Origin of the sequence: Haloarcula halophila (assembly GCF_029278565.1) — an archaeon.
Lineage (GTDB): Archaea > Halobacteriota > Halobacteria > Halobacteriales > Haloarculaceae > Haloarcula > Haloarcula halophila.
On the sequence record NZ_CP119559.1, the window covers coordinates 1919676 to 1933140 of the forward strand.

The window sequence follows — 13465 nt, forward strand, 5'->3', positions numbered from 1 at the left end:
GTTCACGGGATACGGAGCCGTTCGCCTCGCCGGCCGAACACTGATGTGGACGACCGGCTCGGTTCACGGGGTACGGAGCCGTTCGCCTCGCCGGCCGAACACTGATGTGGACGGCCGGCGGAGCCTACGATATCGAATGGCTCGTCGCTACGACCACACGCGGGTCCAGGAGTACTGGCAACACGTCTGGGAACGGGAGGGCGTCTACGACTGTCCCGACGACGCCGTCGGAACGAGTTCCGGCGAGCCCTCGGTCGGTGACGCTCCCGAGGACGCCGACGGTCCGACCTACGTGCTGGGGATGTTCCCCTACACCTCCGGCTCGCTGCATATGGGACACATCCGCAACTACGCGATCACCGACGCCTATGCCCGGTATCGGCGGATGGACGGGGACGAGGTGCTCCACCCGATGGGGTGGGACGCCTTCGGCCTGCCCGCCGAGAACGCCGCCTACCAGCGGGATACCGACCCCGAATCCTGGACCCGCTCGTGTATCGAGCGGATGCGCGACGATCTCGAAGAGATGGGCTTTGGCTACGACTGGTCGCGGGAGATCACCACCTGCGACCCGGCGTACTACCGCTGGAACCAGTGGCTGTTCACCCGTTTCTACGACGAGGGGTTGGTCGAGTACGACGCCGCGACGGTCAACTGGTGCCCCGACTGCGAGACGGTGCTTGCCGACGCACAGGTCGAACGCCCCGAGGGGACCGACCGCCACGGTCCGGGACACGGTGACGACCGGGGTGTCTGCTGGCGCTGTGGCACCGATGTCGAACAGCGGGACCTCGACCAGTGGTTCTTCACGATCACCGACTACGCCGACGAACTCTACGACGGCCTGAACGATCTGGACGGGTGGCCGGAGGGCGTCAGGGACAGCCAGCGCAACTGGATCGGGCGCCAGGAGGGCGCCCGCGTGGCCTTCGAGACCGACACCGGACCGATCGAGGCGTTTACGACGCGACTCGACACCGTCTACGGCGCGACCTATCTCGCGGTCTCGCCGGGTCACGACCTGGCCCGGGAACTGGCCGAGGACGACGACGCCGTCGCCGACTACGTCGAGTCGGTCGCCGACGCCGACGACGCCGGCCTGAGCGGGGTCGAGACCGATCTCACGGCGACCCACCCCTACACCGGCGAGGAGTTGCCGGTGTACGTCGCCGCCTACGTCCTGGACGACGTGGGGACCGGCGCCGTGATGGGTGTCCCGGCCCACAACGAACGGGATCACGCCTTCGCCGACGAACACGACCTCCCGGTCGAGCAAGTCGTCGAGCCCGTCGACGGCACCGAGACGAACCTCCCCGGGAAACCGTACACCGAGGACGGGATGCTCACCGACAGCGGGGCGTACGACGGGCTGGCGAGTACGGCCGCCCGCGACCGGCTGCTGGACCACGATGGTGCCGAAGCGGCGACGACCTACCGCCTGCGGGACTGGCTGATCTCCCGGCAGCGGTACTGGGGAACGCCCATCCCGATCGTCCACTGCGACGACTGCGGGCACGTCCCCGTCCCCGACGACGAGTTGCCGGTCGAGTTACCCGAGTACGTCCAGACGACCGGCAACCCCCTCGACGCCGCCGAGGAGTGGAAACACGTCGACTGTCCCGACTGCGGGGCCGACGCCGTCCGGGAGACCGACACGATGGACACTTTCGTCGACTCCTCGTGGTACTTCCTGCGCTATCTCTCGCCGGACTTCGAGGAGGCTCCCTTCGATCAGGCGACCGCCGACGAGTGGCTCCCCGTCGACGTCTACGTCGGGGGCGAGGAACACGCCGTCCTCCACCTGCTGTACATCCGGTTTTTCACGCGGGCGCTCGCCGACCTGGGCCTGCTCGATCGTCGGGAACCGGTCGACCGGCTCATCAACCAGGGGACGGTGCTCCACGGCGGCGAGAAGATGTCCAAATCGAAGGGCAACGACATCGCGCCCCACGAGTACGGGGCCGAGACAACGCGGCTGTTCGTCCTCTCGGCGGCCCACCCCGCCCAGGACTTCGAGTGGACGGTCAAGGACGTCTCGACGGCCTACGAGTTCCAGCAGACCCTCTACGGGATGGCGACGGCGTTCGCCGAGGGAGCGGATCGGACCGACACCGCCGATCACGACGCCTACCTCGAACGGGAGATCGACCGCACCATCGCCGCGGTCACCGAGGAGTACGAGCGGTTCCGATTCCACCGCGTGGTCAGCGAACTCCAGCGGTTCGCCCGCTTGTTGCGACGGTACGCGAGCTACGAGGAGCCCTACCGCTTTGCCTACGGGCGGGCGCTGCGGGTGCTGACGAAACTGGTCGCACCGATCGCCCCCTACCTCGCCGAGGAGATGTGGCTCGCCCTGGACGAGGACGGCCCGGTCGCGGCCGCTAGCTGGCCTGAACCGCTCCACGAAGTCGACCACTACCGCATCGAACGCCAACTCGTCCGCCGGACGCTGGACGACGTCCGTGAGATCACCGAGGTCGTCGACATCGACGACCCCGATACGATCGAACTCGTCGTCGCACCGGCCTGGAAGTACGACGCCTACGAGATCGCCCGCGCGGCCGATCCCGACGACGCCATCGTCGGTGCGATCATGGACCACGGGACGATCCGGGACCACGGCGACGACGCGGCCGACTACGCCGCCGACTTGGCCGAAGACGGGGCCGGCCTGGAACCGATCGTCGACGGGGAACGCGAGTTGTCGGTGCTGGAACAGGCCCGCTGGCTGTTCGAAGACGAGTTCGGGGCCGACGTGGCAGTGCGTCGTGGCGGCGACGACGATCTCGCCCGGAAAGCCCGGCCGAACAAGCCCGCGATCCACATCTCCTGAGCGCTGGCTCGACCAGTGAGCCGGTTACGAGTGATCGACCGGTGAAGTGGGACCGGAGCGACCGCCCAGAACGGTGACAACCCGGCGGAGGAGACGGCCCAGGACGAAGCCACCGAGCGCGAGCGGGAGTCCCAGGCTGAACGCGATCAGCAGGCCGATGCCCACGGCATCGGGGAGGGACACGACTTCAGTCCCCCACGAGTAGGTGACGGTCGTCCCGTAGCGGGTGACCGCAGCACCGAAGATCGGGGCGCTGACGAGGCCGTACGTCGGGAGGAGCCCGGAGTTGATGCCGGCGCTGATTCCGCCGAGGAGCAGCAGTCCACTGGCGGCGATGAAGATAGCCATCGAGGGGTTCGTTCCGGTCCAGGTCCCGCGGGTCAACGCCGCAAGCGTCTCGTAGCCCACCGTCGAGCCGACCCACCACGCCGAGGCGAGTGCCAGCACCGGCGCGATCAGGAGTACGAGAAGCGACACGTCGGTCCGCCGTCCGAGGAGGAAGACACGGACCGGTCCGGTCACGAACCGTCTGCCCGGCCCCCGGAGGAGCCTGGTCATCGTTTCCCAGGCAGCGACGGTCTGTCCCTGCCCGACCCGGACACACCGGACGACCACGCGTCGAACTGTTCGATACACGGACTGGAGAGCGTCTCTCGTCCATGCCATCGCAGCGATCAGGGCTGCGGTGGCCGTTCGCAAGGCGTTCTGGAGGGAAGACATATCAGGGCACACACTAGTTCGGCGTAACCCTGTGAACTTAATAGTTGGTAGCTACCGTGAGAATCCCGAACGATTTCAAACGTTTCGGGTGTCACGAGCCGTATGCGCCGCCAGTTCCTGGCAGGCGGAGCAGTCCTCCTCGCTGTCGCCGGGAGGCGTGTGTGACAGACTCGGCGACCGCCGGCGGTCGCAACCGTTTTCTCGTCGCCGGTCGCCATCCGGACTATGGCAATCGGTGACGTGTTCGAGGCCGAGCACTGCGAGGACGTCTACTACGTCGACACCGGTATGTTCGACGTCGAGGAGTACGGATCGGTGTACATCGTCGACGCCGAGCGGCCCGCACTCGTGGATACGGGTATCGGGACCCGGTACGAGAACGTCCTCGACGCGATGGACGAGGTCGGGATCGCCCCCGTTGACCTCGACGTGATCGCGCTGACACACGTCCATCTGGACCACGCCGGCGGCGCCGGTCACCTCGTCGCGGCGTGTCCGAACGCCACGGTATACGTCCACGGCTCCGGTGCGCGCCACCTGGTCGATCCCGAGCGGCTCTGGGAAGGGACCAAACGGGCCGTCGGCGACCAGATCCAGTACTACGTCGAGCCGGAACCGATCCCCGAGGACCGCATCGAGACGATCGAGGACGGCGACGAGATCGACTTAGGCGATCACAGCTTCGAGGTCGTCCACGCGCCGGGGCACGCTCCCCACCAGGTCGTCTTCTCCGATCCGGCCATCGACGGCGTGTTCACGGCCGACGCTGCCGGCATCTACACGCCCTCGACCGACGAGATCCACGTCACGAGCCCGCCGGCGAACTTCGAGCTGGAGACGGCCCTCGAAGACGTCGAACGCATCCAGGCGCTCGATCCGGAGACGCTGCTGTACGGACATTTCGGGCCGGCCCAGACCGACGACCGGCTGGCGGTGTACGCCGACAAACTCGCCGAGTGGGTCGCCGAGGTGGCCGAAGTCCGTGCCGATCTCGGCGACGACGACGCCGTCGTCGACCACTTCGTCGAGACTGTCGAGACCGACGATGTCTGGAGCGACCACAAGTCCAGAGCCGAGGTCGCGATGAACGTCCGGGGCGTACTGGTCGCGCTGGATCGCCGAGCGGAGTGAGACGAATCCCGCCCGGTGCCCGGACGAGTAGACGCGTTTATCAGTGGTCCGTTCGTTCTCCCGGACTGATGGAGGACACCAGTGGCTGGTAGCTCTACACTACTGATCCCTCTCGTCGCCGGTATCATCGGACTCGGTGTGGTCGCACAACTCGCGGCCGCTCGGCTCAGAATCCCGAGTATCATCTTCTACCTGCTCGTCGGGGTTATCATCGGGCAACCGGGACTGGGGATCATCGGCAGCGGTACCTTCGGCGGTGCGCTGTCGGCGATCGTCGGCCTGGCTGTCGCGATCATCGTCTTCGAGGGGGCCTACCACTTGCGGTTCGAACGCATCAGAGAGGCGCCCGCGGCGACGTTTCGGCTCGTGACCCTCGGTGCCGCTATCGCGTTGATCGGGACCGCCGTCGCGGTCAAGTTCGCCTTCAGCGAACCCGCGGTCTCCTGGAACCTCGCCTTTCTCATCGGCGCACTGCTGGTGGCGACGGGACCGACGGTCATCACGCCGATCCTGAACGTCGTCCCGGTCCGGGATCGGGTCGCGACTGCCTTGGAGACGGAGGGGATCGTCAACGACGTCACCGCAGCGATCATCGCGGTCGTCGTCTTCGAGACGGTCAACCCCGCTGCGAACAGCCAGGGGCTGGTCCGGGCGTTCGCGTTCCGACTGGGGACCGGGCTACTGGTCGGATTGATCGTTGCGGGCCTGTTGTACTACCTGCTACAGTATATCGATCTCTCGCCGAGCGACGCGCCCAGAAACGCCCGGCTGTTGACGCTCGCGGGCGCCCTGGTCGCCTACGCCGCAGCCAACACCATCGCCACCGAGGCCGGCGTCGCCGCGGCCGCGACCGCCGGGGTCGCACTGGGGAACATCGACCACCCCTACGAGGAGGACATCGAGGAGTTCAAAGGCGACATCACGCTGCTCGTCCTTTCGTTCGTCTTTATCGCGCTTGCGGCACAGCTGAGCCTCGACGCGCTTATCGATGTCGGGCTGGCCGGGATCGTCGTCGTCGCCGCCGTCGCCTTGCTCATCCGTCCGCTGCTCGTGTTCGTTTCGATGACCGGTGATCGGTTTACCCGGGCCGAGAAACTGTTCGTCAGCTTCGTCGGTCCACGCGGGATCATTCCGGCATCGGTCGCGACGCTGTTTGCAGTCGAGTTGAATACTGTCGCCGAGGAACGGCGGGCCGAGGCGGCCGAACTTACCGGTGCGGAGGCCGACGCGCTTCTCCAGCAGGCCCAACTGCTGGGGACACAGGCCGAGATACTGCTGGGGACCGTCTTTCTCGTCATCTTCGTGACTGCCCTGCTAGAGGGCGGTCTCGCGCGTACGATCGCGGAGAAACTGAATGTGATACCAATGCGAGTCATCATCGTCGGCGGCGGCAAGGTCGGCCGCGCACTCGCCGAACGGCTGGAGGACCGAGGGGAGAACATCGTCATCATCGAACAGGACGAATCGATCGTCGAACGCGCCCGGAACGAGGGGTACGCGGTCGAGATCGGTGACGGCACCGACACGGACGTGTTACGCTCCGCCGGTGCCGAGAACGCAAAGACAGTCGTCGCTGCGACCGGTGACGACGACGCGAACCTGCTGGTCTCACAGCTGGCCAGTTCGAAGTTCGGCGTCGAGCGGATCATCGCCCGCGCGAACAACCCCAACAACGTCGAGGCCTTCGAGGATCTCGGCGTCCGGACCATCTCCTCGGCGATGGCGACCGCCTGGGCCATCGACAACCAGATCGAACGGCCGGCCATCGCTCACTGGATGACCGACGTGGGCCGGAGTGGCGACGTCCAGGAGGTCGAAGTCAAAAACGAGGAGCTGATCGGTAAATCCGTCCGCGAGATCGGGCCGATGCTCCCCGATGCTTGTCTCATCGCGCTGGTCAGCGGTAAAGACTACGAGGACGCACAGGTCCCGACCGCCGACTACGTCCTTCAGGAGGGTGACATGGTGACACTGCTCGGTCGCCGCGAGTCGGTCCGTGACGGGATGAAACTCGTCGGTGACGGCTAGTCTTGCTGCCAGGGCGACCCGTCGCCTTCGCCGCTCGTCTTGTAGGTTCCACGAGCCGTCGCGACGTGATGGTCGTCGGCGTCGTACACGTCGATATCGACGACGGCGACGCTTCCGCCCATCCGAATCACGTCGGCCTCGGCGCGTATATCCGCCGTCGCCGGCGCGAGGTAGTCGATCCGCATGTCCACCGTCGGTGAGATCGTCTCCGACAGCGAGACGACGGCCGCGCCGCCGACCGTGTCGACGAGCGAGTACGTGACGCCGCCGTGTGCGATCATCTGGGTCGGGTTCGACGAGTGTTCGGGTTGCAACGGAAGCCGGCCCTCGGCGTGCCCCTCGTCGGCGGCAGTGAGCGCTATTCCTAACTCCTCGACGAACGGCAACTCGTTGAAGATTCCCTCGACGTCCATACGTTCACGACGGCGGCGAGAGGCATAAGCCCACGAGAACCCGGCACAACGTGTCTATCGTGGTCTCGCATACGGACTCTCCGGCTCGGACGATGGACTGAAGGCGCCGGCCACGACATTGCGCGCATGGCCGAGACGGTAGCACAGTTGGCTCGGTTCGGGCTCTCGGAGACGGAAGCACGGACGTACGTCGCAGTGCTGGAACGGGGCAGTGCGACCATCGCGGAACTCAGTACGGCGACCGACATCTCGACGGGCTACGTCTACGATCTCGTCGAGAGCCTCGAGGACCGCGGGCTGGTCGTCGTCGACGACCACCGGACGCCGACACGGGTCCGGGCGGTCGATCCGGAGTCGGCCATCGAGTCGATGACCGAGGAGCTATCCGAGTTAGCGACGGATCTGGCCGAGCGCCACACCGAAGCCGAACCGGACTACCCGGCGGTCGAACTCGTCAGGACGCGGGAGACGCTGTACGACCGACTGGAGCGACTCGTCGAGAACGCCAGCCAGGAGGTGTTCCTGTCGGTCCCCGCGCCGGCGATCGGTCGTCTCACGCCCGCGCTGGAGCGTGCCGTCCGTCGGGGCGTGTTCGTGGCTGTCCTGCTGGGGACGGCCGGTGTCGACGGTCCGGTCGATGTCGAGCGGATCGCTGGTGGAACACACGTCGTCCGGACGTGGGAGGCGACCGTCGCCAGCTTGGCCGCCGCCGACGGGCGCGTCTCGATCACCAGCGACTCCTCGCTGTTGCACGGCCAACACCGCGAGGGTGAGTACGGGCTAGCGATCGAACAGAGTCCCAAAAACGCCACTGCGATCCTCTCGCAGTGGTCGAATTTCTGGGCCGCCGGCCAGCAGATCTACCGCGCCGACTGCCCCTCGCTTCCACTGGAGACCGTCTCGTTCCGACACGGACTGTTCGCCATCGCGACCCACGACGACCCCCACTCGCTGGCGGTGACCGCCCACCTCCTCCCGGAACAGGACAGGGAGACGCTGACCGGGCGGGTCGTCGAGACGAAACAGGGGCTGGTCGACCCCGTCACCGCCGAGTTCACCGGGCAGAACGGACTGGTGCTGGACGTCGACGGTACCAATCACAGCGTCGGCGGCAGCGGTGCCTACACCGAGGCGTTCGCGGCCGACCGCCTCTCGGTACGCGAACGGGAGTAGGTGGACAGGCGGCCCGCGGGGAGACTCTCAGGGCCGGTGGAACTCGATCGCCGCACCCTGGCCGAAGCCGACACACTCGGTCGCCAGTCCCAGGTCGGCGTCCCGGCGGTTCATCTCGTGGACGAGCGTCACCGGGAGGCGAGCGCCGCTTGCCCCCAGCGGGTGGCCGATGGCGATGGCGCCACCGTTGACGTTGAAGATCTCGTCGTCGAACCCCAGCTCGCGCTGGCAGTACAGCGTCTGGGAGGCGAAGGCTTCGTTCAGTTCGACCAGGTCGTACTCGTCGGTGTCCCGATCGATCCGCTCGCCCAGTTTGCGGACGGCAGGGACCGGCCCGATCCCCATGACCGTCGGATCGACGCCGGCGACCTCGTGGGCACCGATCTCGGCTAAGATCTCCAGGTCCCGCTCCTCGGCGAACGCCCGGGAGGTGACCATGAGGCCCGCGGCCCCGTCCGAGACCTGCGAGGCGTTGCCCGGCGTGACTGTCCCGTCGGACTTGAACACCGTCGGGAGGCCCGAGAGCTTCTCCAGGGAGGTGTCACGGCGGATACCCTCGTCTTCCTCGATGCGGCCCTCGTCGGTCTCGACGGGAACGATCTCGTCGTCGAAGCGCCCTTCGTCGGTCGCCGCTGCGGCCCGCTCGTGGCTCCGCAGGGCGTACTCGTCCTGTGCCTGGCGGGCGACGTCTTTCTCATCGGCGACTTTCTCGGCGGTCATCCCCATCTGGAGTTCGCCGATGTTGTACAGGTCGGCCAGCCGCGGATGGACGTTGTGGGTGTTCTCGCCCATCTTCACGCGGGACATCGACTCGACGCCGCCGGCGATCAGGACTTCGCGCTGGCCCGCAGCGACGGCGTCGGCCGCCCGCATCAACGCCTCCGCCGAGGAGGCACACCAGCGGTTGACCGTCGATCCGGGGACCGACTCGCCCAGATCCGACAGCAGCGAGATCACGCGGGCAAGGTTGTTCCCCTGCTCGCCCCGCTGCTGGGCACAGCCCCACAGCAGGTCGTCGACCTCGTCGGACTCGACGCCGGTACTGGCGAGCAACTGGTTGACGAGCGGGATCGAGAGCTCCTCGCTGCGAACCTCCGCGTACGCGCCGTCTTCTTTCCCCTGTGGCGTCCGTACCGCGTCGACGATAACCGGTGTTGGCATGGCCGAATCAACGCCCCCGTTCGTGTTAAACCCTGACAAACTCGCAACCGGGTGCGGAGAGTTGTCCGCCTCGTGACGGCGGCGTCTTCACGATCAGCCGTCGGCGAAACCCGGCGGCAACCCGGTGTGTTTTATGCCGCTGCGTTCCTCGATCTGGAACCGATAGACGACGATCTCCGCGGACTCGGCGAGGCGCTCGAACAGGTCGGGTCGCCACGCTCCGTCGAGGATCGTTTCGAGGCCCTCGACCGCCGACTCGCGGACTCGTTCCGGGCGTCCTGCCAGGACGACACTCTCCCAGTTGAACATCGACCGCACGTCGTAGACGAGAAAGCCCGCCTGCTCGGTGTCCTCGATGAGCCGTCGTTTCCGGCTGTCGGGACCGCCGACGAAGGTGAAATACAGCGACTCGTCGTCGTAGCCATACGAGATCGGAACCATGTACGGTGCCCCCTCGGCCGGCAGACCGAGGACCCCGACTTGCTGGCTCGCGACGAACGCCCCGATGGCCTCGTCGTCCATCCGTGCCAGTCCGGCCGCTTCGAGTGAATCGACTGTCATATCTGCAACTTCGCCGAAATCCCGGTTAAGTAGTCCGGGGATTCTCCCCAGCGGGGAACGGCCGTTACTCGGCCGTTTCGGCGCCCGGTGCGTGGCGTTTCACGCTCTGGATGGCGTCGATGGCCTTGTTGCGCTCGGTGTAGCCCTCGCCGCTGTCGGCGAGGATGTTGCCGTTCCGGTGGCGCAGTCGCCAGCGCCACTCGTCGGCCGCGTCCGCGAACAGTTCGAAGACGGTACTTCCCACCGGGAGCAGGGCCGCGTCGGCCGCGTAGTTCTGGACCCGTTCGAGACCGTCCATGGCCTTGCTCCGGTTGCTGTAGCCCTGGCCGCTGTCGGCGATGATCTCGCCGTTGGCCGCTTTGAGCCGCCAGCGCCACTTCCCGGCGTTGTCCTCGTAGACCTCGAACCCGTCGTCGGTGGTGGCGTCGGGCGCGGTCCGTTGGACACGCTCGGCCGCGTCCCGGGCGCTAGCACGGGTCCTGTAGCCCTCGCCGCTGTCGGCGAGGATGTTGCCGTTGCGGTGGAGCAACCGCCAGCGGAACTCGCCGGCAGCGTCCGGGTAGACCTCGAACCCGACGGGATCGAGCGTGAGGTAGGGGGCGCCGGGCACGTACGCCTGGACCCCGTCGAGGCCACGCCGTGCGTTCGATTTCGAGGCGTATCCCTCGCTCCCGTCGGCGATGATGTTCCCGTTGTTGTGGCGCAGCCGCCAGCGGTAGTCCCCGCCGGCGTCCTCGTAGACCTCGTAGGTCGCCTGGCTCTCCTCGGCCGGAATCTCGGGAACGTCCTCGGGGGTGTCGTCCTCGGTGGCCGCGGGCAGGACGACGACCCCGCCGCCGACGGCGTTGGACTGGACGCTTCGCAGGCCCTGCATCGCCTTCTGCCGGGAGGCGTATCCCTGCGCGCTGTCGGCGATGACGTTGGAGTTCCGGTGGCGGAGCCGCCAGCGGTGTTTGCCGGCCTTGTCGGTGTACACCTCGAAGGTCGCCTTCGAATCCATCGCGGCGGCGATGGTCTCCTGTGCGGCGGTCAGTTCGGCCTCGGTGGCGTCTAGGACCGTCGTCATCTCTTCACGGGTCGCCTCGCTGGTCGCCAGCTTCTCGGTCAGCGAATCGCGTTCACGTGTCGCCCGCGTCGCGGTTTCGGTGGCCTCCTCGGCGGCCTGCCTGGCCTCCTCGGCCTCCTCCGTCGCGGCTTCCGCGGTCGCCTTCATCCGTTCGTACTCCTCCCGGCGCCCGGTCAACAGCGGGGCGACGACGGCGCCGACCGCGGTCAGGAGCAGTCCGAGCAGGTACACCGATATCACGCCGGTGTGACCGCTCGGCCCCGCCCAGTTCGAGGGGTAGACCGTCGTGAACCAGACGACGCCGGCCAGACAGACGACGGCCCCGAGATACGAGAGGATCAGCGCTCGCCGCGTCAACTGGAGTCGGAGTGTCGGTCCGACGATGAGAGCGACTAGTCCGATCGCCCCCGAGATGTAGCCCAACTGTCGGGGGAGTGAATTATCAGGTGAGAAGTAAAACAGCAGTAGGCCGGCGATACCCAGGAGGATACCGACCACGAACAGCCAGTATCCGTAGGCTTCGTCGTCTGTTGTCGGCTCACCGATTCGACCACGGTACATCCGGACAAGGGGACTCCCCGATGACATATCATTGACTTCTCATTCTGGATATATATCTCTTTGTGTGCCCACCTCGCTTCGTGTCACTTATGACCGTCGCGGCACAACACCTGTGGGAATGAGCAACCCGGAACTGGACGTCGTCGAGTTCCTGTTGACGACGGCCGTCTACACCGACCGACGGGACCTCGAACCGGACGACCTCCCGGCGGCCTACCGGACGGTGTTCTGGAGCGACGGGACGATCGAACGACCGCTGTCTGCGACGGAATCGACGGCCAGCGAGGCGACGGGTGTCGACCAGCCCTGGAACGCCGTCTCGGGGCTGATGTTCACCGACCGGGACGACTTCTCGGGGACGATGTCGTTTACGAACCGCGAGATGGCGGAGGAGTGGTTCCTCGACCGCGTCGACGCCGACCACCTCTCGAAGAACCCCGTCCTCGCGGCGGAGTTCGACCACGAGGTCGACGACCTCGACTACGAGCGGGCACGTGAGCACAACCGTCCGGCACGGGCCGACCGGGCGTTCATCGACGCCATGCTGGAGGAGGCGTTCGACACCGAGGACGAGGACGACGAGGAGATGCTGGATCTCGTCGATGTCCGCGCGCCCGAGGAAGTCGAGATGACGATGAACGACCTCGTCCTCACTCCCGACCAGGAGGGTGAGATCCAGAAGATCGTCAAGGCGATCGAACACCGTGACTATCTCGCACAGATCGGGCTGCGTGAGATCGGGAAACTCCTCTTTGTCGGCCCGCCCGGAACCGGCAAGACCAGCGTCGCCCGCGCGTTGGCCCACGACCTGGACCTCCCGTTCGTCGAGGTGAAGCTGTCGATGATCACCTCGCAGTATCTCGGCGAGACTGCCAAGAACGTCGAGAAAGTCTTCGAGGTAGCGAAACGGCTCTCGCCGTGTATCCTCTTCATGGACGAGTTCGACTTCGTCGCGAAGACCCGCTCGTCGGACGAACACGCCGCGATCAAGCGGGCGGTCAACACGCTGCTCAAGAGCATCGACGAGATCTCGCTCATCCAGGACGAGGTGTTGCTCATCGGTGCGACCAACCATCCCGACCAACTCGACGCCGCCGCCTGGCGGCGGTTCGACGAAATCGTCAACTTCCCCAAACCCGACCACGACATGCGGGCCGACATCCTGCGGATCATCACCCGCGAGATGGACATCCTCGATTTCGACCCGTCGACACTGGCGGATCTCACGGAGGGACTGACCGGCAGCGACCTCCGTCTGGTCCTCCGGGAGGCCGTCTTGGAGGCGCTGACCGAGGAACGGACGACGCTGACCCAGCAGGATCTCGAAGACGCCGTCACCGACTTCGAGGAGCGTGACAACCTGAAGAACATGGACATGATCGAGGGCGACCACGACGCGCTGGTCGCCGGTGGGGACTTCTCCGAGGCGGACGGCGGCCACGATCACGACCACTGACCGGCAGTAACACGTATCTACGTGCCCCGCGTCCGACAGCTATGGCAGACGACGCGTTCACAGACACCGGCGAGACGGTCGAGGACTGGGTCGACGTGCGGATGACCGACCCCGAACAGGGCGAGTGGGACATCGACGCGGTGGTCGCGGGCGGCCGGGTCGAGTACGTGGACCTGCGGATCGACCCCGCGCTGTTGTCGGGGTTCATCGAGTGCCTCCTTACGGATGTTGCTGCGGAACGGGCGGCGACAGTTCTCGCCAGGACCGCCGATAGACTGGACCTCGACCCCGAGGAGATCGCCGACCGGACGGAGTAGTCGGCTCCGGGGGAGCGACAGCCGCGACGCCGTCCCGATCCGAAG

The 13465-nt window shown here is 66.5% G+C and carries 11 protein-coding genes; 6 read left to right on the plus strand and 5 right to left on the minus strand.

Features of this window, described 5'->3' with window-relative positions; genetic code table 11:
• Positions 1–136: 136 nt before the first annotated feature.
• Positions 137–2833, plus strand: coding sequence for a leucine--tRNA ligase (gene leuS, locus P0204_RS10185; RefSeq protein WP_276178814.1), 2697 nt, complete (start codon positions 137–139; stop codon positions 2831–2833).
• Between the two features lie 24 nt (positions 2834–2857).
• On the opposite strand, the gene P0204_RS10190 is transcribed toward leuS, so the two are convergent.
• The gene (locus P0204_RS10190) at positions 2858–3553 is read right to left on the minus strand and encodes a DUF8071 domain-containing protein (RefSeq protein WP_276178816.1); all 696 of its coding nucleotides are present in this window, start codon (positions 3551–3553) and stop codon (positions 2858–2860) included.
• 225 nt (positions 3554–3778) lie between these two features.
• On the opposite strand from P0204_RS10190, the gene P0204_RS10195 reads away from it, so the two are divergent.
• Positions 3779–4684 (plus strand): MBL fold metallo-hydrolase, encoded by a 906-nt coding sequence (locus P0204_RS10195; RefSeq protein WP_276178818.1) that lies wholly within the window; start codon positions 3779–3781, stop codon positions 4682–4684.
• Between the two features lie 81 nt (positions 4685–4765).
• A complete protein-coding gene (locus P0204_RS10200; RefSeq protein ID WP_276178820.1) occupies positions 4766–6712 on the plus strand; it encodes a cation:proton antiporter domain-containing protein in 1947 nt (648 codons plus the stop codon).
• On the opposite strand, the gene P0204_RS10205 is transcribed toward P0204_RS10200, so the two are convergent.
• The gene (locus P0204_RS10205) at positions 6709–7125 is read right to left on the minus strand and encodes a PaaI family thioesterase (protein ID WP_276178823.1); all 417 of its coding nucleotides are present in this window, start codon (positions 7123–7125) and stop codon (positions 6709–6711) included. The two genes, P0204_RS10200 and P0204_RS10205, sit on opposite strands and share 4 nt — an antisense overlap.
• Positions 7126–7251: 126 nt before the next feature.
• Here P0204_RS10205 and P0204_RS10210 point away from each other — a divergent pair, with 126 nt between their 5' ends.
• Positions 7252–8298, plus strand: a complete 1047-nt coding sequence (locus P0204_RS10210) for a TrmB family transcriptional regulator sugar-binding domain-containing protein (RefSeq protein ID WP_276178825.1) — start codon at positions 7252–7254, stop codon at positions 8296–8298.
• A gap of 27 nt (positions 8299–8325) precedes the next feature.
• On the opposite strand, the gene P0204_RS10215 is transcribed toward P0204_RS10210, so the two are convergent.
• From P0204_RS10215 to P0204_RS10225, 3 genes are all read right to left on the minus strand, one after another.
• Positions 8326–9459: a thiolase family protein gene (locus P0204_RS10215; protein WP_276178827.1), complete on the minus strand. Its 1134-nt coding sequence runs from the start codon at positions 9457–9459 to the stop codon at positions 8326–8328.
• 93 nt (positions 9460–9552) lie between these two features.
• Positions 9553–10020 (minus strand): pyridoxamine 5'-phosphate oxidase family protein, encoded by a 468-nt coding sequence (locus P0204_RS10220; RefSeq protein ID WP_276178829.1) that lies wholly within the window; start codon positions 10018–10020, stop codon positions 9553–9555.
• A gap of 64 nt (positions 10021–10084) precedes the next feature.
• Positions 10085–11647 carry a YegP family protein gene (locus tag P0204_RS10225; RefSeq protein WP_276223266.1) on the minus strand — a complete coding sequence of 521 codons (1563 nt, stop codon included), beginning with the start codon at positions 11645–11647 and terminating at the stop codon, positions 10085–10087.
• Between the two features lie 118 nt (positions 11648–11765).
• Between P0204_RS10225 and P0204_RS10230 the strand changes: the two genes are divergently transcribed.
• Together P0204_RS10230 and P0204_RS10235 are read left to right on the plus strand one after the other, a co-directional pair.
• The gene (locus P0204_RS10230; RefSeq protein ID WP_276178831.1) at positions 11766–13103 is read left to right on the plus strand and encodes an ATP-binding protein; all 1338 of its coding nucleotides are present in this window, start codon (positions 11766–11768) and stop codon (positions 13101–13103) included.
• Between the two features lie 41 nt (positions 13104–13144).
• Positions 13145–13420, plus strand: a complete 276-nt coding sequence (locus P0204_RS10235; RefSeq protein WP_276178833.1) for a hypothetical protein — start codon at positions 13145–13147, stop codon at positions 13418–13420.
• The last annotated feature ends 45 nt before the right edge of the window (positions 13421–13465 follow it).

Bases quoted from the DNA above. Each gene is read 5' to 3' on its own strand.
- P0204_RS10190 (WP_276178816.1), bottom strand. From the start codon at position 3,553: ATGTCTTCCCTCCAGAACGCCTTGCGAACGGCCACCGCAGCCCTGATC.
- P0204_RS10205 (WP_276178823.1), bottom strand. From the start codon at position 7,125: ATGGACGTCGAGGGAATCTTCAACGAGTTGCCGTTCGTCGAGGAGTTA.
- P0204_RS10220 (WP_276178829.1), bottom strand. From the start codon at position 10,020: ATGACAGTCGATTCACTCGAAGCGGCCGGACTGGCACGGATGGACGAC.
- P0204_RS10235 (WP_276178833.1), top strand. From the start codon at position 13,145: ATGGCAGACGACGCGTTCACAGACACCGGCGAGACGGTCGAGGACTGG.
- P0204_RS10230 (WP_276178831.1), top strand. From the start codon at position 11,766: ATGAGCAACCCGGAACTGGACGTCGTCGAGTTCCTGTTGACGACGGCC.
- P0204_RS10210 (WP_276178825.1), top strand. From the start codon at position 7,252: ATGGCCGAGACGGTAGCACAGTTGGCTCGGTTCGGGCTCTCGGAGACG.
- leuS (WP_276178814.1), top strand. From the start codon at position 137: ATGGCTCGTCGCTACGACCACACGCGGGTCCAGGAGTACTGGCAACAC.
- P0204_RS10195 (WP_276178818.1), top strand. From the start codon at position 3,779: ATGGCAATCGGTGACGTGTTCGAGGCCGAGCACTGCGAGGACGTCTAC.
- P0204_RS10215 (WP_276178827.1), bottom strand. From the start codon at position 9,459: ATGCCAACACCGGTTATCGTCGACGCGGTACGGACGCCACAGGGGAAA.
- P0204_RS10225 (WP_276223266.1), bottom strand. From the start codon at position 11,647: ATGTACCGTGGTCGAATCGGTGAGCCGACAACAGACGACGAAGCCTAC.